At 44.7% G+C, this 18,160-nt stretch carries 19 protein-coding genes; 11 read left to right on the plus strand and 8 right to left on the minus strand.

Annotated features, from left to right (window positions below; genetic code table 11):
- Positions 1–127: 127 nt before the first annotated feature.
- The gene (gene ahpC / locus P3C17_RS16925; RefSeq protein ID WP_300930534.1) at positions 128–694 is read right to left on the minus strand and encodes an alkyl hydroperoxide reductase subunit C; all 567 of its coding nucleotides are present in this window, start codon (positions 692–694) and stop codon (positions 128–130) included.
- A gap of 287 nt (positions 695–981) precedes the next feature.
- Here ahpC and P3C17_RS16930 point away from each other — a divergent pair, with 287 nt between their 5' ends.
- Positions 982–1,605 carry a transglycosylase SLT domain-containing protein gene (locus P3C17_RS16930; protein ID WP_300930535.1) on the plus strand — a complete coding sequence of 208 codons (624 nt, stop codon included), beginning with the start codon at positions 982–984 and terminating at the stop codon, positions 1,603–1,605.
- Positions 1,606–1,727: 122 nt separating this feature from the next.
- On the plus strand, positions 1,728–2,492 hold the full coding sequence (locus P3C17_RS16935) for a DUF4097 family beta strand repeat-containing protein (protein ID WP_300930536.1): 765 nt from the start codon (positions 1,728–1,730) through the stop codon (positions 2,490–2,492).
- A gap of 33 nt (positions 2,493–2,525) precedes the next feature.
- Here P3C17_RS16935 and P3C17_RS16940 read toward each other — a convergent pair whose 3' ends face one another.
- The gene (locus tag P3C17_RS16940) at positions 2,526–3,146 is read right to left on the minus strand and encodes a DUF2238 domain-containing protein (RefSeq protein WP_300930537.1); all 621 of its coding nucleotides are present in this window, start codon (positions 3,144–3,146) and stop codon (positions 2,526–2,528) included.
- A 195-nt stretch (positions 3,147–3,341) separates the two neighbouring features.
- On the opposite strand from P3C17_RS16940, the gene P3C17_RS16945 reads away from it, so the two are divergent.
- From P3C17_RS16945 to P3C17_RS16960, 4 genes are all read left to right on the plus strand, one after another.
- On the plus strand, positions 3,342–3,479 hold the full coding sequence (locus P3C17_RS16945) for a hypothetical protein (protein ID WP_233079107.1): 138 nt from the start codon (positions 3,342–3,344) through the stop codon (positions 3,477–3,479).
- Between the two features lie 65 nt (positions 3,480–3,544).
- Entirely contained in the window at positions 3,545–4,654 is a 1,110-nt protein-coding gene (locus P3C17_RS16950) for a histidine kinase (RefSeq protein ID WP_300930538.1), read from the plus strand.
- Positions 4,647–5,366: a LytTR family DNA-binding domain-containing protein gene (locus P3C17_RS16955; protein WP_300930539.1), complete on the plus strand. Its 720-nt coding sequence runs from the start codon at positions 4,647–4,649 to the stop codon at positions 5,364–5,366. Before P3C17_RS16950 ends, P3C17_RS16955 begins: the two co-directional genes overlap by 8 nt.
- Before the next feature lie 104 nt (positions 5,367–5,470).
- Positions 5,471–5,731 (plus strand): superinfection immunity protein, encoded by a 261-nt coding sequence (locus P3C17_RS16960; RefSeq protein WP_300930540.1) that lies wholly within the window; start codon positions 5,471–5,473, stop codon positions 5,729–5,731.
- Positions 5,732–5,765: 34 nt separating this feature from the next.
- On the opposite strand, the gene P3C17_RS16965 is transcribed toward P3C17_RS16960, so the two are convergent.
- The 3 genes from P3C17_RS16965 to P3C17_RS16975 all read right to left on the minus strand — a co-directional run bounded on the left by P3C17_RS16965 (position 5,766) and on the right by P3C17_RS16975 (position 8,925).
- Positions 5,766–6,638, minus strand: a complete 873-nt coding sequence (locus P3C17_RS16965) for a tRNA/rRNA methyltransferase (RefSeq protein ID WP_300930541.1) — start codon at positions 6,636–6,638, stop codon at positions 5,766–5,768.
- A 343-nt stretch (positions 6,639–6,981) separates the two neighbouring features.
- Positions 6,982–8,187 (minus strand): alpha/beta hydrolase-fold protein, encoded by a 1,206-nt coding sequence (locus P3C17_RS16970; protein WP_300930542.1) that lies wholly within the window; start codon positions 8,185–8,187, stop codon positions 6,982–6,984.
- A gap of 225 nt (positions 8,188–8,412) precedes the next feature.
- Positions 8,413–8,925 carry an RNA methyltransferase substrate-binding domain-containing protein gene (locus tag P3C17_RS16975; protein WP_300930543.1) on the minus strand — a complete coding sequence of 171 codons (513 nt, stop codon included), beginning with the start codon at positions 8,923–8,925 and terminating at the stop codon, positions 8,413–8,415.
- Between the two features lie 180 nt (positions 8,926–9,105).
- Between P3C17_RS16975 and rlmJ the strand changes: the two genes are divergently transcribed.
- Entirely contained in the window at positions 9,106–9,948 is an 843-nt protein-coding gene (gene rlmJ / locus P3C17_RS16980; RefSeq protein ID WP_300930544.1) for a 23S rRNA (adenine(2030)-N(6))-methyltransferase RlmJ, read from the plus strand.
- Positions 9,949–9,959: 11 nt separating this feature from the next.
- The gene (locus tag P3C17_RS16985) at positions 9,960–10,745 is read left to right on the plus strand and encodes a S1/P1 nuclease (protein WP_300930545.1); all 786 of its coding nucleotides are present in this window, start codon (positions 9,960–9,962) and stop codon (positions 10,743–10,745) included.
- Between the two features lie 2 nt (positions 10,746–10,747).
- On the opposite strand, the gene P3C17_RS16990 is transcribed toward P3C17_RS16985, so the two are convergent.
- On the minus strand, positions 10,748–12,301 hold the full coding sequence (locus tag P3C17_RS16990) for a hypothetical protein (RefSeq protein ID WP_300930546.1): 1,554 nt from the start codon (positions 12,299–12,301) through the stop codon (positions 10,748–10,750).
- A gap of 138 nt (positions 12,302–12,439) precedes the next feature.
- Positions 12,440–12,772 (minus strand): DUF440 family protein, encoded by a 333-nt coding sequence (locus P3C17_RS16995; RefSeq protein WP_300930547.1) that lies wholly within the window; start codon positions 12,770–12,772, stop codon positions 12,440–12,442.
- A gap of 155 nt (positions 12,773–12,927) precedes the next feature.
- On the opposite strand from P3C17_RS16995, the gene P3C17_RS17000 reads away from it, so the two are divergent.
- The 3 genes from P3C17_RS17000 to P3C17_RS17010 all read left to right on the plus strand — a co-directional run bounded on the left by P3C17_RS17000 (position 12,928) and on the right by P3C17_RS17010 (position 16,214).
- Positions 12,928–13,314 (plus strand): VOC family protein, encoded by a 387-nt coding sequence (locus P3C17_RS17000; RefSeq protein WP_300930548.1) that lies wholly within the window; start codon positions 12,928–12,930, stop codon positions 13,312–13,314.
- 25 nt (positions 13,315–13,339) lie between these two features.
- Positions 13,340–14,149 (plus strand): 23S rRNA (guanine(745)-N(1))-methyltransferase, encoded by an 810-nt coding sequence (gene rlmA, locus P3C17_RS17005; RefSeq protein ID WP_300930549.1) that lies wholly within the window; start codon positions 13,340–13,342, stop codon positions 14,147–14,149.
- Positions 14,150–14,234: 85 nt separating this feature from the next.
- Positions 14,235–16,214, plus strand: coding sequence for a cache domain-containing protein (locus P3C17_RS17010; protein ID WP_300930550.1), 1,980 nt, complete (start codon positions 14,235–14,237; stop codon positions 16,212–16,214).
- A gap of 427 nt (positions 16,215–16,641) precedes the next feature.
- On the opposite strand, the gene P3C17_RS17015 is transcribed toward P3C17_RS17010, so the two are convergent.
- Positions 16,642–18,111, minus strand: a complete 1,470-nt coding sequence (locus P3C17_RS17015) for a hypothetical protein (RefSeq protein ID WP_300930551.1) — start codon at positions 18,109–18,111, stop codon at positions 16,642–16,644.
- Positions 18,112–18,160: the final 49 nt, after the last annotated feature.

The raw sequence follows: 18,160 nt of genomic DNA on the forward strand, positions 1-18,160 counted from the left end.
CTTCAGGTGGATTGCCACTGCCCTTTTGGACAAAGCTTCGCCGTACCAGTAAATTCTGGTGAGCAAAACTCACAAATTTCGGAATTAAAGGGGCTGAGAACTCAGCCCCACACAGTCTTAATCAGACTTAGATTTTACCAACCAGGTCTAAAGATGGAGCTAAAGTCGCTTCACCCGGAGTCCATTTAGCTGGACATACTTCACCGTCGTGGTTTGCTACGTATTGTGCAGCCTGAACTTTACGGAACAGTTCTGCAGCGCTACGGCCGATACCTAAGTCGTGAATTTCAGCAACTTTGATTTCGCCTTGTGGGTTGATTACGAAAGTACCACGTAAAGCTAAACCTTCTTCCTCGATCATCACACCGAAGTTACGGGTGATAGTACCAGTCGGGTCACCGATCATTGGGTAATTGATTTTTTTGATAGTTTCAGAAGCATCGTGCCACGCTTTGTGCGTGAAATGCGTGTCAGTAGATACTGAGTAAACTTCAACACCGATTTCCTGGAACTTAGGGTAGAAATCAGCCAGGTCGCCTAATTCAGTTGGGCAAACGAAAGTGAAGTCAGCTGGGTAGAATACTACTACTGACCATTTGCCAGCCAGCTCCTGTTCAGTCACTGGAACAAATTTACCGTGATGGAAGGCAGTCGCTTTGAATGGCTTGATGGTGCTGTTGATAATTGAAGACATTGTCTTACTCCATGTTGGTTGGTTACTAAAAATAAACTCGCTTCGATGGGACAGAGAATAGCTGTTCCGAACGATTTGAGATAACGAATTAAATCTATAAAGTTAATCTGTTTTAGTGATTGAAGTTCTGAGCTTCTTATCTGTTTTTCCACTTTATTCTACAGTGCCACTATGACAACACTAAAAACATACAGTTCTGAACTGCACTCTATCTTTGCTGCTGAAGGTCACAAAAAGTGCAAAGAAAGACTATGCTCACTAAGTCAGGTTTAAAGTGGGGGCATAAATTGAAACTTCAAGCAGCTAAAGCCCTGACTGGCTGTGTTTTTTTATTGTTGGCCCCCGCTGTGATTGCAGATACCCCTGCAGTGTATCGTTACCAGCAAGCCAATGGCGTCACCGCCTTTTCTGACAGAGCCCCCAAAAACCGGCCTTATATCAAAGTTCGTTTTGATTGTTTTGCCTGCAACCTGAAAAGCAAAGTGGACTGGCACAATACACCGCTGTTTCTACAGAAGTATCAGCAGGAAATAGCGGCAGCGGCTTTACATCATCAGTTAGACCCAGCCCTGTTACGAGCCATCATTCATGCCGAATCTGCTTTTAATCCCAAAGCATTATCCAAAAGTGGCGCCGCAGGTTTAATGCAGTTAATGCCCGCTACTGCCACTGAAGTGGGAGTGAAAAATGTCTGGCATCAACAACAGAATATTCAGGGTGGTGCTTCTTATCTGGCTTTTTTACTGAAACGTTATAAAGGCAATATCAAACTGGCAATGGCAGCCTACAACGCAGGCCCTGGTGCTGTGGATAAACACCAGGGCATTCCACCTTATGCTGAAACTCAAACCTATGTAGAGCGGGTTCAGTTACTCTGGTCCCGCTATCAGCAGGCCAACCAGGCATCCTGAAACATTTAAAGCTAAAGAGTAACAATTTATAAGTCATTGTTTTTATATAACTTTAACTCTTGTTCTGTTTTTGCAATTCTTCAGCACAGCATGCACACTAACAGCACTATTAAGGAGCTGTTATGAAAAAATTGATTGCTATCTGTATTCCTACCTTATTGCTCAGTGCCTGTGTGATCCACGTAGGTCATAGTTCTGCAGCAGAAAATCTGCAACACGAACAACGCCAGTTGCAGTTAAGCGCTGCAGGTTTAAGCGAGTTAAAAGCTGAAACTGAAGCAGGCGACCTGAAAATTGTCGGTGTCAAAGGCGCCAGTCAGATAGAAGTGACCGCCGATATTTATTCCAGTGATGCAAGACCATTTACTTTATCTCTGGAAAAACAAGGCTCTGCTGCTGTACTGAAAGCGGTCGGCAGCTCTTGCATCGGTATTTGCACTGGTTCTTCTGCTTATGCTGATCTGGTAGTGACCATGCCAGCTGAACTGGCTTTGGCTCTGGAAGACGGTTCAGGTGATATCAGTATTGAAGGCTTAAGCTCTGATCTGCTGATTGAAGATGGCTCGGGCAATTTAACAGTGCAAGGTGGCCGTCATCTGGTACTGGAAGATGGTTCAGGCAATGTCAGCCTGACTCAGCTTAGCGGCAATCTGACTGTCGAAGATGGCTCAGGTGATTTGTTTATTCAGCAGGTTGCAGGCACTGTAGTGGTAGAAGATGGTTCTGGCGATATAGATATTCAGCAAGTCAAAGGCATGGTGACTATCAGTGATGGTTCAGGTGATATCCGGGTGCAACAAGCAGGTGGGTTTACTTTACTCGAGGATGGTTCAGGTGAACTGAAGATTGATCAGATCAACGGCCCAGTCAGTTTAAACAAAGACTAATCCATACACGGCTCCACACAAGCAGGTCAGAGTTTAACTCTGACCTTTGTCCGCGCCTGTACGCAGTTGCCGCAGCTGTTTATCATGTAAATTTTTCAGCATAAACCAGCCAAGCAAAGCCCCCATTAAAGCCCAAAGCATATCGGACTGAGTATCCCAGACATACCCCTGAGTGCCCAAAAAGGCTTCGGCATCTTCACCAGTCGCTAAGGCGACCCACCATTCGATCAGCTCGTAAAAAGCGCTGAAGGCTAAACAAAAACAAATACTAAAAAAACATTGCCAGCTTTGACCAAAAATTAAGCCCCTGCGTAAAATAATTTCGCGGCAAATAATCACAGGAATAAAGCCCTGAGCTAAATGCCCAACTTTATCGTAGTTGTTCCGCTCACCGCCCATCCAGTCTCGGATCCAGTCAAATAAGGGGACTTCGGCATAAGTGTAATGACCACCGACCATCAAAATCACTGAATGCAGCAAAATTAAGCCATAAAGCAAAGGGGTTAATGGAAAGCGGCTTTTAGTGACCGCCAGCACAATCAGGCCAATCAAGGCCGGTAAAACCTCCAGAAACCAGGTGAACTGATCTTTTGGTTCTATGCCAGACCAAATCAGTACGACAAAAAATACTGCTAACCACACACTCTGTTTCATCCAACTGTTCCCTTCCCTGATTAGTACCTGCTATCAAAGCAATAAAGCGGTTAAAACACAAGACCAGCTTGTAGCAGCCTGACTCAACTGCCTGAATAACCTTCTATCCCTTTGACTCACCGCTGGTCACTTTTTATAAAACAAAGACTCCATGCTGCAGCACACTCTGTATTGTGACTAATTGATGGTGCCGGCATGATGGAAAATATAAAACAAAGATGCACAGCTTTTGTCCTGAGTTTTATCAGCCTGAGTTGTATTCTGGCTATGGGTCCCTATCTGATGTTAAAAACAGCTCCGGCTTTGGGCACTTTACTTATCATGCTGCCCTGAACCCTTGTTGTTTTCTCCTTGCTGCGGTAAAACATCTGCGTTTATTGGATTTTGGAAGTCTTATCTTGTCTGATTTTTTTTATCGTGCTGTGCAGTTATCGACTCGCTTTAACAAAGCCTACCTGCTGGCTCAGTTGATTTTTGTTTTGCTGTTTTTCGCCAGCTATCTGGTGATGATGCAACCTTTCCTTGATATCAGGGATAGCGATATTGCCTCACGCTTTTTGATCCGCGGACTGATCGACGGTGCCAACGCGTTGCTGCTTACTCATTTGTTGTTAAGGCCTGTGTTGAAACTGTATCTGGTCAATGCCACCAAAAAGCTGCAACCCATTTTGTGGTATTTTTTGTATTTAATAGGTTTGTCGCTACTTTGGTCAGCAGCATCGATGCTAACGGCTCATCTGGAGTTCTTGAAAACCACTCAAATCGACACCGTCAGTTTTAACCATCAAAGCCAGCAGGTTCTGATGGAATTCTCCCAATTTAATCAATGGCTTTTGGGTGGTTTTAATTCACTTATCGTGTTGCTTGGCTGGAGCATGGTTTATTTATTCTGGCACAATATGCAGCAAAAAAAGCAATTACAACAGCAGATGCAACAAGCCCAAATTCAGCAACTGACCTACCAGCTCAGTCCACACTTTTTATTTAATGCATTAAATTCAGTACGAGCCTTAATTTTTGAGGATCAGCAGCAAGCCGCGCAAACCGTGACGCATTTATCTGAACTACTGCGTATTCATTTACAAACTCAAATGCGGCCCGTCGCCACTTTGGCGGAGGAATGGCAAACCGCCGAATTTTATCTGCAAATAGAGCAGGTCAGGCTGGAGCAACGGCTGGAGACTTTTATTGAATTAGCTGAAGACTGTCTGACACAAAAATTGCCGGGGTTGACAGTATTAACGCTGATTGAAAATGCCATTAAACATGGCATCAGTCCCAATGCAGCACCTGGCTGGCTAAAAGTAAAAGCAGAAAAAACAGACCGATCTGTCTGGGTGTTGTCGGTCAGCAATAGCTACGAAGCCGCCAGCCCTTTCAAAGGCACAGGTAGCTCGCTTAACAACCTACAGCAACGTCTTCAGTTGCAACTAGGCGATAGCATTCGTTGGCAGCAAACTAAAACAGATCAGCAGTTTGAAGTACGGATGGAGCTGCCTTATGTTTAAAACCTTAGTGGTGGATGATGAACGTTTAGCCAGAGCCGAACTCAAGCGTTTACTGGCCCCTTACCCACAGATCAGTATTGAAGCTGAAGCCAGTACGGCGGAGCAGGCTTTGGAGCTGATGCAGCAGCAGGCTTTTGACCTGGTATTTTTAGATATTCAGATGCCGGGGTTATCAGGGTTACAACTGGCCCCTTTAATACAACAGAATTGCCGTTTTGTGTTTTGCACTGCGTTTGATCAATACGCACTGGACGCCTTTGAACTTAATGCGCTGGATTACTTATTAAAACCTGTTGCACCAGAGCGGCTGGAACGCACCATCCAAAAGCTGGAGCAACAGCATGCTTTAGGTCAAAAACACAGTTATTTGCCTGAACAGCATGGCATTTTGCTGAAATTTGGTGACATAAGCCGGATCAAAAGATTAAACGAAATTCAGCGTTTTGAAAGTATTGGCAACCACACAGCTGTGTACTGCGAGGATGGTAAAAGCTTTTTACACAGCTCCCTATCCAAAGTGGAGGAACGCTTAAACCCTCAGCAGTTTTTTAAAGTCAGCCGCTCCGACATAGTGCGCATTGATGCTATTTCGCACATTGAGCCAGGCATGGCTGCCGGTACTATGATTGTGGTACTCAAAGATGGTTCTGCAGTGGAAGTCAGCCGCCGTCAGGTGCAACAACTGAAGCAACTCTTTAATGCCTGGGGTTAACCGTATTTCAGTGTTATGGGCCGAAAATCACTTTTTCTAAGGCATAATCTGACTGATCTTTTACTCTGAAGCTGTTCAATCGCAGACACACAGAGGATTAAAAGATGAACGAGATGATGACGACCTTTAGTAACGCTTTTGCCGCAGCTTCACTGACACAATGGCTGGTTTTTTTACCCTTGTTTCTGGCTGTCTACTTTTTGCCAGCTTTGCTTGCTTTGGCCTTTAACCGCAAACATTTAAAACTGATTTTAATCGCCAATATACCAGCAGGTTTTTCCATGATTGCCTGGGGCGCGCTGATCGTCTGGGCTGTGACAGGAAAAATGATGGAAAAAAAACAACCAGAAAAAAGCCCTGTTTAATCAGGGCTCTTCAAGTATGGAGTACGTAGTGCCTTTACTGCTGCTGACGATACCATTCGCCTAAAATCAGGCTGGCAGCAACACTCACGTTTAACGATTCCACTTTGCCAGTACCAGGAATTTGCAGCGCTATATCCGCGGATTTAGCCACAGACTGAGAGACACCAAACATCTCTTCACCAAAGACAATCACGACTTTGGCGGGTAACTGGCTGCTGTACAGTGATACGCCACCATGGCTGGAAGTAGTTACCAGTGTATAACCGGCTTGTTTACACAGCTGCAATGCCAGCGGCAGGTTGTCACAACTTAAACCTTCGACAAACTCTACGCCACCTTCAGCAGTGCGCGCTGCAGCGCCATGCGCCAGTAAATCAGGGTCTTTCATCACTATGCCACTGATACCAAAGTGAGCACAGCTGCGTGCTATAGCACCTAAATTATGAGCATTTCCGATTCCGTCTAAAGCAAGTAAACAGTCAACCTTCTTACGCTTCTGAGTCAGGTAGCTTGCAATAGACTGCACAGGCTTACGCTTAACCAGCAGCACAATGCCGCCGTGGTGGGTGCTGGACGCTATTTTCTCCAGCTCGGCATCTTCAACAATGTGATAAGCCTTTTTGTTCGCTGCTAAATATTTCATTACATCAGCAAATTTTGGAGCCATCTTCTCTGACACATAAAGCCTAACCAACGCTTCAGGCCGCTGTTGAAACAACACACGGCAAGCATTTGCACTATAAATTTTGATCTCATCATCCTGCACCGACTTCACCGGTTTCGTCGCCTGTGGTTTTGCAGTTGCAGTGTTGCGGTTAGGTTTACCAGCGGCAGCCCTATCGGTTTTAGTCCAAGGCTTGTGTAAAGGATTGGCAGCTTTGCCGTTTTTGAGTTTGTGCTGAGACATTAGATTTCCTGAGTGTGCCTTAGGGCCAATAATCTTTAATGCCACGAATTTTACCAGTTGAGCATAAACATTACTTGTATTTTGCCACCTACAATTTGATTTCGTTCATTACAACAGCTACTCGCTGGTTCTGTTGCCACAATAATTCGGATGACATGAAAATCGAGGAGACTATTCCGCTAAGGAAATTTGGCATTGCTGAATGACTATGCAACAGGATTTTAGACCTATCCTCAGGTTACTTACAGAAGTAGCGTATTACGCTTAGAACCAACAGCAATTAGTTGGAAGAGAGCAGACGTTTATAACATCATCAAACGTCCGCAATCAAAGACAAAGCAACTTAGATGTTACCTTGGGCAACAGCCAGCATATCTTGTAAATAATCTATTACTGACGGATCGCTTACGCCTTTTTTCTCAACTATTTTAATAGCGGCTTCAAAATTAGCTTTTGCCAGAGCAAATTGCTTAGTTTTTAAGTAGCCGCTACCTAAGCTACTGAATGCAAATGATGAATTAGGATAAGTATCAGCAAATAGCTTCAAAGTATCAATTGCTTGACTATCCCGCTGATTTGAAAACTGTGCATCAGCTAAATCAGAAAATACTATTTCAGGAATTAATATCGGATATTTGTATCGATTTGATAGTGTAGAATAATACTTTTGAATGTCACTGATTGAACCATAAGCAGCAAGTTCATCGCTTACGCTAAAATTAATATCTTCAAATAAGTACTGTAACCCTTGGTAGACACTGGGGTAAATGGTGGACTGATGTGTTTCTTTTTCAAAGTGATTAAAATTCCAATTTAGAGATTCAGGTGCAATCTCTTCAAGCTTTGAGGCTATTCTTAGCGCATTTGAGTACATTCCACTGCCTTCACCTGCAACGCTTAAAAATAGGTTGCCACCAAAGTCTTTTTTCTGGGTACTAAATTTACTTAAGTTTTGATCTATTTCATCATTACCCCACCATGCAGCAGGACTAATTAACAAGTAGTTTGTAAAGGTTTTTGGAGAGTTGACTAAGGTGTGTAATCCATAAACCCCTGCATTTGAATAACCTATCATCGTGCGGTTAGGAAATACGGGATAATTATTTTCAACGTATGGAAAAAGCTCAGATTCCAAAAATGTAGTAAATGCTTCTGTACCACCAAATTGAGGAAACTTTTGGCTAATCCAGGTTTGATTTTTGCTCTTGGGTTCACCGTTAATAGGCGGTAAGTAATCTCTGACTCTAATCGTTGTTTCAACTCCGACGACAATTGATGGTGGGATTTTTCGTGTAGTTATAAGTGATTCAACAATACCTATAGTAGATGTGAATAGATGCTCAGCATCAAAAAGGTAAATAACTTGATAAGTTTGGTTTTTATCAAAGTTAGGAGGTGTGTAAATTAATATATTTCTCTTTTCTTTTAAATGGTTAGAATCAATAACCACCTTAGATGCCACACTGTAATCTTCTTTTGATACAACATCTGTAGCGAAAGCTAATTTGTTAAAAAGTAACACCATTAATAAGCTGATGAAGGGTCTCATGCACTCTCCTTAGTTTAACATCCTTGAATATCAGTACATTACCATTGCGAAAATTAAACGGCCACTTAATTAACGTTTAATAAACATCAAGTGTAAAAATGACACTACACTTCGGATTGTTAGAATGGGAGGAATGACCAAAACCTTATAATGTTGATTACTAAGGTATTTTATGAAGTGACTACTTATGCTGTACAGCCTTGATAAACAAAGCCCCTAGCCTTTTTAGCAGAATGCAGAGATCGTGTTCCCTCTTTTGTGTGGATTACCTACACCATCCAATGCCAGCAAACAATCCTGCTTTTTACGGCCGTTTTGGGTTAAATAAGTCGCCAGCGATAGCACTGGCTTACGTTTCACCAAGAGCACCACACCACCGTGATGCTGGCTGCCTGCTACTTTTTCAAGCTCGGCTTCAGACACCACATGATAGGCTTTTTTGTTGGCCGCCAGATACTTCATTAAATCCGCAAACTTAGGCGCCAGCTGCTCGCTTAAATACAAACGCACTAAAGCTTCAGGACGCTGCAAAAAGGCCACACGGCAGGCATTTTCACCATAAATTTTGGCTTCTTCCTGACGATTTTGTTTTAACACTTTGGCAGACACAGCTTTAGGTGCAGTAGTTTTTGTTTCAGCTGTTTTGACCGATGCTGGTTTCGCCTTAGTCCATGGCTTTTGCAGCTCTGAACCTGGTTGAGTTTTTTTATGCTGAGGTGCTGAAGTTTTACGATTCAAGCGAGATCCTGTACGGACGCTGTCGCTGATGGGGCAGATTTTAACACTGCACCAGCCAGAACCCCAAGCAACTTCTGGTACACAGAATACTTGCCTTTCTGCTCTGGCGCAGTATGCTGGCGCCTTGTGCCGCTATTACTGCGAAAAACACTGAAACATTACCGTTAAAAGAGTCTTCTTATGCTGAGTTATCGTCATAGTTATCATGCAGGTAATCACGCTGATGTGATTAAACATCTGGTACAGGTGTGTATCCTGAATTACCTAAAACGCAAAGATAAACCTTTTTGCTATCACGATACCCATGCAGGTGCAGGTTTATACAGCCTGCATAGCGAACAAGCGCAAAAAACTGCTGAGTACCAAACCGGTATAGGCAAACTCTGGACCTATCAGGGCGTAAATGCTGATATCAAAGCTTATGTCGATACCATCAAGTTGGTGAACGATAGCGACGATTTAGCCTTTTATCCTGGTTCACCCAAAATTGCCGATTTATTATGCCGCGCTACAGACACTATTCAGGCCACCGAATTACACCCAAGCGATCATCCTATTCTGGCCAGCCAGTTTCAGCGTCGCCGCCACAGCCGTATTGAAAAAATGGACGCCTGGGCTGGCCTGCGCGCTATGTTACCGCCTTTATCCAAACGTGGCTTAGTGCTGATTGACCCGCCTTATGAATTAAAAACTGAATATCAGGATCTGATCAAAGGCTTGCAACAAGCTTACCAGCGCTTTCCACAAGGTACTTATGCTATCTGGTATCCAGTGATAGAACGTCAGGCGGTTGAGAGCTTTATTGATGCTATTGTCGATACACAAATTCGTAACCAGCTGCGGATAGAATATTGCCCGCAACCAGATACTGAAGGTTTTGGCATGACAGGCAGCGGCATGCTGGTGATTAACCCGCCTTTTACGCTGAAACAGGATATGGAAAGCTGCTTAAAAGAACTGGCGCCATTGCTTTCACAAAGCCCACTCGCCCACTGGCAGGTCACTCAACTCGTCGATGAATAAGGAAGTACCCTATGCGTAATCTAGTCTTAGCTTTGGCGTTGTTTTGCAGCCCGGTATTTGCTTTTGGTGAATTAGGCCACCAGATGGTCTGCTCTATGGCCTATCAGTTATTAAGCCCTGCCAGCCAGCAAAAAGTGCAGCAACTGATGCAATTGCACGAACAGAAAGATTTTACCCAAGCCTGTTCCTGGCCGGATCAGGTGCGCTCACTGCCAGAGTATCAGCACACCAAAGTCTGGCATTACGTCAATATCAAACGTTCTGACACCAAGCTGACCATGCAACACTGCCCTGCCGAAGGTTGTGTGTTGTCCGCTATTGAGCAAGAGCGGAAAAAGCTGACGCCATTTGCGCCATCAAAAACCCAGTTAGAAGCTCTGCTGTTTGTTGGCCACTTTATTGGCGACTTACACCAGCCTTTGCATGCAGGGTATGCCGATGATTTAGGGGGCAACAGAACTGCGGTGTATTTTGCCGGTGAGCCGTCGAATTTACATGGGGTCTGGGACAGTCGTATTCTGGAAGCCGCCTCTTATCAGGATAATACAAAGCAACAGGCCTTGTACCAGGCGTTGAAGACGAAACAACAGCAATGGCAAAGCGTCAGTGTGCTGGATTGGGCTAACGAGTCGGTGTTGCTGGTGAAACTGATTTATCAGGGTTACAAGCCAGGCATGTTAATAGACGAGAACTACCAGCAACAGCACCTGCCTCAGTTGGAACAACGGTTGCAGCAAGCTGCTGTGCGTCTGGCATTAGTGCTGGAGCAAAGTTTTAATCCGACGGACGCTGATTAACATCAGCGGCTGTTAAACTCATCCAGCACAAAGGTTTTAAACTTGCTTAGTTTTAACTGGCTTAGCAAGTTTGCTAAATGTTCCTGATGGGTTAAATAACCAGGTTCTGCCAGATACGCCTTGTAATACATTTGAGCTGCCGGGCGTAATTCACCTTCTTTTTCATGCCGTAAACCCATTTGAGCATACACCTGCCCCCTGTCTTCTGCGGTATAAATCAAATGAAAGGCCTGCTGATGCACGCAAGCCGCATAAACTTTATGTATGCTGTGCGGCATCAAATTCAGGGCTTTATTCGCCAGATACATTAAATCAAAGGCAGCATTCATCTTACCAAGACCCGCCATCAGGCTGGCGCCATGACACTGACTGGCGACAGACATCTGCATCGCAGCTAAATGTTGTTTTTGTTTCTCTAAGAAGGCAATGGCGGCTTCTTTGCCGTCAGCCTGACAGACTAAGCTGCCCTGCAACCAGATGATATCAGCCGCAAACTGGCTGGCTTCTTTGTCGGTGATCAACTGACGAAAACATTGTTGCAACATGGCCTGATACTGAGAAACTCTCTGCTCTGGCATCGGCTGCGCCATTAAAAACAGCAGCAACTTACACAAAGTTACCGTCAATAGACAAAACTGGTAACCACTGCCAGCCTGCCGTCTTTTGCGCTCTATCAGTTCAATGGCTTGTTCTGTTTTATCCGACACCATCATCACCAATTGCACTAACTGAGTAATATGGGTCGACATACCAGCAGCCGGGAATTTAACAGCCACACCAAGAGCTGCGGCGTAGTCTTCGTTTTCCAGCGCCAGATACACTTGCCAGACTTCTTTTCGTTCCTGATAACGCAGTGCTTCTTCGGTCACATTCACTAAAAAGCTGTTGCAGGACTGCAGATCAGCTTGTTCGTAATCCAGTAAGAACTGCAACCATAAGGCCCAGCCCTGCTGCTTGGCGCAGGCTGATTTAATCAATGCAGAAGCTGCATCAAAAACGCCCAGCTCCAGCAGCATCTGCGCTTTTAGCTGCAACACAGCCACTGGGGTATCAGCACCAGCTTTTTGTTGCAGCTCACCTATCAATTTAAAAGCATCAACATAACGACGTTTATGCACCAGCGGCAGGATCTGATCCATAAAAGCTTTTAGGCGGACATGCAGTTTGAGCTGCTCGTCTATATGGAATTTATTGCAAGGTCGGTCGAGAAAATCAATCTGATGAAAAGGATAATCGACAGCATACTTCTGCCGCTCTGTCACTGTGGATAACACCACCAAGCGGCTTAAAGGACTGACAATGTGTTTGTGCAGCAGTAAATCAATCAGATCGGCGCCAACCAAAGAGGGTTCCGCATCATAATCAAGCAAAATTACATCGTAAGGTGCAGTGCCTTCAGTGTTCAACAGATCCTGAGCTGTGCGGCTGAGCTCCACTTTCTTGATGCCAAGGCCGGTCAGTATTTGTTTTAACTGATGACCAGACGCAGGATCAGACTCAACAACTAACACATTGAGATCAAATAACTTACTAAAATCAAATCGGGTAAGACTCAAACCTTTGCCTCGTTTTTTCTCAGTTCGATGATCGGCCACTCACACCTATTTAGTGTAGGCGGAAGATGGCCAGTCGCAAAAGAAAAGTTTAGAAAAAACGATACAAAATCCGAGACTTGGCTAATTTTTTAGCCCGATTTACTCCTGTCCACGCCAGCGGGCATGGCATAAAGTTTCATATTTTTCTTTAGATAATAAAATTCTGGCCAAAACCATTTCTGCAGCGCCATTCACATCAGCCAAACCAATGTGGGCTTCCACATGCAGTTCAGGGTCAATATCCATGGCGATCATATCCACCCAGTCGTCGATGGCAGGCACCAGGTCAACATAAGCTGAAGCCGACGCATGTTGTTGATACAACGCATAATCTTCAACTGATAAGTTCTCTTCTGCCAGCTCTTCAAAAATAGCAAAAGCGTGATCACAGAGCTCATCTAAAGACCAGAGTTCCAGTTCTGCACCAGACATTTTTCTCTCCACACAGATAAAATAAAGACCGCAGTATACCAACAGCCATCCTCAACTGCCCAGCAACTCAGGGGCAAAAGGCTAATAATTGCTGGCATCCGCCGCATCGGATCGGTAGCATAGCGCCACTTTTTCCTCTGCCGGAACCACCTATCATGAAGCAAAGCTTAGGTTTAATAAGTCTGTTAGTGGCTGACTACGACGAAGCGATAGCGTTTTACACGCAAAAACTGGGGTTTGACTTAGTAGAAGACAGCCCACAAGGTGAAAAAAGATGGGTGGTGGTACGACCCAAAGGTGCGTCAGAAACAGCTATTTTACTGGCCAAAGCCAGTAATAAGCAGCAAAAGCAACAGATTGGCAATCAGTGTGGTGGCCGGGTTTTTCTGTTTTTAAATACCGACGATTTCTGGCGCGACCACAGCATGATGCAACAACAAGGTGTGAAGTTTCTCGAAACGCCACGCGAAGAAGCTTATGGTACTGTGGCGGTGTTTGAAGATTTGTACGGTACCCGTTGGGATTTGTTGCAACTGAATTAACTGAGCTTTTTATAATGGAGTTGTTATGTACCGCTGCCCGCTTTGCCAACAGAGCCTGACTCAACACCACAACAGCTTTGCCTGTGTTCAGGGCCATAGCTTTGATCGTTCCAAAGAAGGTTATTTGCATTTACTGCCGGTGCAGCAAAAAAACTCCAAAGTGCCGGGCGATTCTGCATTGATGATGCAATGCCGCCGTGATTTCTTAAATGCAGGTTATTACCAGTTGCTGTCCGATGCGGTGAACCAAAGCTTCGCCGCTGTACTGCCACAACAGTCTGTAGTGCTGGATTTAGGTTGTGGTGAAGGGTATTACAGTCACAGGCTGCTTCAGGCTTTGGCTGGTAAAGACGCCACTCTGTACGGTGTGGATATCGCCAAAACCGCTATTAAAAAAGCCGCCAAAACTTACCCTGCGATTCACTTTTGTGTCGCCAGCGCCTGGCATCTGCCTTTTGCCGATCAAAGTTTTGATGCAGCACTTAAACTCTGTGCTCCTTGTGAGCCGGAAGAACTGGCAAGGGTATTAAAAACTGACGGCATGCTGCTGACGGTCACGCCAGCGCCGAAACATTTAGTAGAGATCAAACAGCAGGTGTACAACTCTGTAAGGTTGCATAGCGATCAGATTGAAGTAATTCCGGGTTTTGTGCATCAACAGCGTCAGGAATTAACACATCAACTGACAGATTTGCCCGCGCACATGGTACTGAACCTGTTGGAGATGACACCTTTAGCCTGGAAGTTTAAGAGCGAACAAAAGCAACAATTTGCTCAAAGCTCACCGCAGATCAGCCTGAACTTTTATTTAGACTTGTATCGAAAAAATCGTTGAGACAAAGGGCCAACAAACTGGCAAACCCCTTGCATTGATAGCTGCGGATCCATTGGAGGGCAATAGCTCAGGCGTCAGGTTAACCATGCAGTTTTTTTTCGAGCACCATAAGAATCATCTGAAACCTCACATGAGTGGCGTTTTGCAGTACGAACAAAAATTAACTGAACTGGACAGTTGGTGGAGTAAGGTTAGTTTAATAGGTAAAATCAATAGCTTACGTCTTGGTTCTACCATACTCGACAATATGGACCAAACCAAAAAACGCTTCACTGAATTACAACAAATTCTGATCGACAACTTACTGCTGGAACAAACCAAAAAAACCTTACTGACAGACAAAGCCTGCAGCCAGATTGCCATTGATGTGCTGATCCGCAACTTGTTTGAACGTACAGCAGATATAGGTTTTTTAGCCACAGACTCGCAAATTCGCGACTTTTTAGCTGCGCCAGCCGCTGGATCAACCGATGCGATGCAGCAGCATTTAGCCAGTTATGTCAGCTACTATTCAGTGTATCAGGATGTGGTTCTGCTGAGTCCTGACGGGCAGATCCTGCTAAGGCTGGATCAGTCGTACACTCAGAACTACAGCCGTGATCCCTTAGTGCAACACTGCTTGCAGCAGCCCCGGAATTTTAGTGAAACCTTCAGGTATTCAGACCTGCAGCCCAACCAAAAACAAAGTTTGATTTATGCTCAGGCTGTTGTATCAGATCAGGGCGAAGCGCTTGGCGTACTTTGCCTTTGCTTTAAATTTGAAGATGAAATAATCAATATTTTCAAAAACTTAATTCCAGAACATAGTCAAAGTATTTTGTTGCTGCAGGCTGATGATGGTTCCACCGTCTTCAGTTCAGATCCTGACTCTTTGCCGCCACAACAGACTTCTGGACGACAACAGAAACTGGGGCTCAGAAAAGTAGACAACCGCGATTATTTACTTAGTTTCGCTCAGACTCAGGGCTATCAGGGCTACTTTGGTCCGGCCTGGCAAACTCAGATCTGGACACCATTACACAGCTTTTCTGCTCAGGCAACATCGACGCAGCAAGTTCTGGATATTGATAATCTGACATTATTCCCTGAACTCTTTCAGATCCATCGTTCCTCCTTGCAGGTTAACGAAGAGCTGAGCCTGATTGTACTGAATGGTGTGATTTCAGCAGCCCGTAACGACGCTGTCGAATTTGTGCCGGTACTGGACGCAATCCGCGGTATAGGCAAAGAAATTCATCAGGTATTTTCCCATTCAGTGGAAGAACTGGCTCATACAGTGCTGCATAGTCAACTGGAAGAACTGATGATGCTGGCGCGACAGGCATTGGATATCATGGACAGAAATCTGTATGAACGGGCCAACGACTGTCGCTGGTGGGCACACAACAAGAAATTCCAGCTGTTGCTGCAAAATCCTGATGCAAAAAAACAACAGGAGGCCGCTGAAGAATTAGCTTACATCAATGATTTATATACAGTTTATTCCAACATCTATATCTACGATGCAAAGCAAACTATCTTGTGCGGTGCCAGAGAACACCAGACAGAGCTAAAGCAAATGCCAGAACAAAGTGGCGCTGCGCAGTGCCTGTTATTAGACTCTCCCCATCACTATGCGGTTAGCGCTTTTGTGCCCAGTTTGTTGTATCAACAGCAATCCACATACATCTACCATGCTCCAGTTTTTACCGATGCAACCACAGGAAAAGCTCAGGGCGGTATAGCCTTGATCTTTGATAGTGCGCCACAATTTAGTGCAATGTTGCTGGATATTTTGCCCAAAAATGAACAGGGGGAAATTAAAGCTGACTTTTCCGCCTGTTTTATCGATGAGAAAGGGGCTATTTTGTCATCCAGTCATACACAACTCTGGCCTGTAGGACATTGTGTGCCCTTGCCTGACGAGTTATTTCGCTCTGCGCAGCAGCAACCTGTCAGTCAGCGCGTCATAGTAAAGGGCCAGGCTTATTGGCTGGCACTGGCGTATTCTAAAGGCTACCGTGAGTACAAAACTTGCGATGGCTACGTCAATCCGCTGTATTGTTGCGTACTGCTGCAATGTTAACTTAGGCTTGTCATAAAGCCGCCTCATCAATTAACCCGATAGAGGCTATTAAGTTAAAGCGTTATCTTTCACCTGCATCCATCTTTATGCTGAGCACAAATCAACACAAGATGGATGCAGCGTCACCATGCAAATCACAACTTCAGCTGATGCTCTGACGCAAAGGCACTCAGCATCACTGGTATCAGCTGCTACAACTTTTGATGTGCTTATTTTGAAAAACGAACGCAACTTTAGCTGAACCAATGCCGGAAGCTATGGTCCATAGCTTTCAGAAATTTGGCTTGTTGTCATTCCGAAGTGAAGATTTCAGCACAGAGGCAGCGTTTTGATTTAAGGAGTTCTAGCGCAAGCGGTTTTATTTATCTCCCTGAACCGCTATTTTTTGCCCGGCTTTATGCCGGGCTTTTTTTATCAGAACAGGACTTCAGTTTTGAATGGTGGTCACTCTGTTCCATAAATTCTGATTTTTGCTGTAAGAAAAATACTCGTCAGGAAACCAGCATTTAGGAATGAGCTCCATATTCTTACGTTCTTCAAAATTCGACACCAGCTTGCTCAGAATTTCCAGCAGGCGCTCTTCGCTCATTTTTTCCAGCTTTTTCCGTGCCGTTGGGAAATACAGATTGTTATCTACACCAATAACCACATTGGTGCCTGTATTGCTAAAGGTCATACTGCGGGTGACCACCCGGCATATCGGCATATCTGTAGCAGGCGGATACAAAGAGACAACCAGTGCATATTCGTACCTGTCCAAATCACGTTTGTCTGAGTCTTTTGGAATATAAGTCACGCCATACCCCTGCGGAAACAGGCCGGTAATTTTAATCAGCGCATCAACAGCAGCTTTATGGTAGTAACCACGATCTACCCCACTTTGCAGCACCAGCGCCGCTTTGGGTAAAGACTCGTAGCTGTGGTTTAACTTAGTCGACAAGACAACTGAGGTATAAATTTGTGGAATTTTCAGTAAGTTACCCACGCCACCTTCGGGTTTAATGGCGTTTTTGAGCAAGGTATAGACAAAATTCAGTTTGTCTTGCTCGTTTTGATTAAACAGCTCCCGTTCTTCTTTTGAATTCCCGACATAACGGTCACAGGCCAGGCCTTTGGTGATATAACTCAGGGTTTCCTGATAGTTAATTTTCAAAAGCGCTACGCGGTTTTCATCATCCAAAACCCGGAACTCATCCAGATCGCCATCTGCACCTTTGAGAATAGCCAAAGCGTCTGGGTGATAAGTGCCGATATCCTGCAATATGGCCGCCATCAATAACGGCAGTTGTACGTCATCACGAAAAGGTGAATAGTCGGCTTTATAAGCTGCATCTGAGTTATCCAGCATTTCTTTGGCTGCACGCATCTTGCCCAGAACATAATTATTGCTCAGTTCGTTATCCAGCAGCAGGCGGTCGAGTAAACGCAGGCTTAAAATACCTTTGTACAGATGTTTAAACTTTTGGTTCACTGCCGCGACATATTTGCCGTTACTGGGTGCCAGCAACTGAATAGTGCCCAAAAACTTCGATGACATTTGGATTGTTTCATCAAAATTTTCGCCCTCAGTCAGCTGTAATACCGACAAACAGAGTGCTTTTAAAGCTCTGTATCGCTCTACCCTGCTGTCATCGAGCATACGCACATACAATTTTAACGCCGACTGAGCTTGAGCCAATTGCTTCTGTTCGCTGGAAGACAGCTCAGGCTTTTTTTCCAGTTTGCGGACTTGTAATTGTAATTGCTGAAGTTTTTCATCCTGCTGCTTCGCATGCCGAAAATAATCAGTCGCCACCTCATAGACAGAATCATTCAAGGCTGTGGCATCGTGGATTTTGCTCAGGATAGTTTTTACAGTTTTACTATACGAAGACTGACTTATGGTTCCCATCGACATATCGGGCATCTATCCTTTTCAGCGGGCCATTCAGGTTGTACCAAAATAA

It is taken from the genome of Rheinheimera sp. 1928-s (assembly GCF_029269265.1).
Lineage (GTDB): Bacteria > Pseudomonadota > Gammaproteobacteria > Enterobacterales > Alteromonadaceae > Pararheinheimera.

Bases quoted from the DNA above. Each gene is read 5' to 3' on its own strand.
- P3C17_RS16955 (WP_300930539.1), top strand. From the start codon at position 4,647: ATGTTTAAAACCTTAGTGGTGGATGATGAACGTTTAGCCAGAGCCGAA.
- P3C17_RS16965 (WP_300930541.1), bottom strand. From the start codon at position 6,638: ATGTCTCAGCACAAACTCAAAAACGGCAAAGCTGCCAATCCTTTACAC.
- P3C17_RS16960 (WP_300930540.1), top strand. From the start codon at position 5,471: ATGAACGAGATGATGACGACCTTTAGTAACGCTTTTGCCGCAGCTTCA.
- rlmA (WP_300930549.1), top strand. From the start codon at position 13,340: ATGTACCGCTGCCCGCTTTGCCAACAGAGCCTGACTCAACACCACAAC.
- P3C17_RS17010 (WP_300930550.1), top strand. From the start codon at position 14,235: ATGCAGTTTTTTTTCGAGCACCATAAGAATCATCTGAAACCTCACATG.
- P3C17_RS16995 (WP_300930547.1), bottom strand. From the start codon at position 12,772: ATGTCTGGTGCAGAACTGGAACTCTGGTCTTTAGATGAGCTCTGTGAT.
- ahpC (WP_300930534.1), bottom strand. From the start codon at position 694: ATGTCTTCAATTATCAACAGCACCATCAAGCCATTCAAAGCGACTGCC.
- P3C17_RS16935 (WP_300930536.1), top strand. From the start codon at position 1,728: ATGAAAAAATTGATTGCTATCTGTATTCCTACCTTATTGCTCAGTGCC.
- P3C17_RS16970 (WP_300930542.1), bottom strand. From the start codon at position 8,187: ATGAGACCCTTCATCAGCTTATTAATGGTGTTACTTTTTAACAAATTA.
- P3C17_RS17000 (WP_300930548.1), top strand. From the start codon at position 12,928: ATGAAGCAAAGCTTAGGTTTAATAAGTCTGTTAGTGGCTGACTACGAC.
- P3C17_RS16940 (WP_300930537.1), bottom strand. From the start codon at position 3,146: ATGAAACAGAGTGTGTGGTTAGCAGTATTTTTTGTCGTACTGATTTGG.
- P3C17_RS16945 (WP_233079107.1), top strand. From the start codon at position 3,342: ATGATGGAAAATATAAAACAAAGATGCACAGCTTTTGTCCTGAGTTTT.
- P3C17_RS16985 (WP_300930545.1), top strand. From the start codon at position 9,960: ATGCGTAATCTAGTCTTAGCTTTGGCGTTGTTTTGCAGCCCGGTATTT.
- rlmJ (WP_300930544.1), top strand. From the start codon at position 9,106: ATGCTGAGTTATCGTCATAGTTATCATGCAGGTAATCACGCTGATGTG.
- P3C17_RS17015 (WP_300930551.1), bottom strand. From the start codon at position 18,111: ATGTCGATGGGAACCATAAGTCAGTCTTCGTATAGTAAAACTGTAAAA.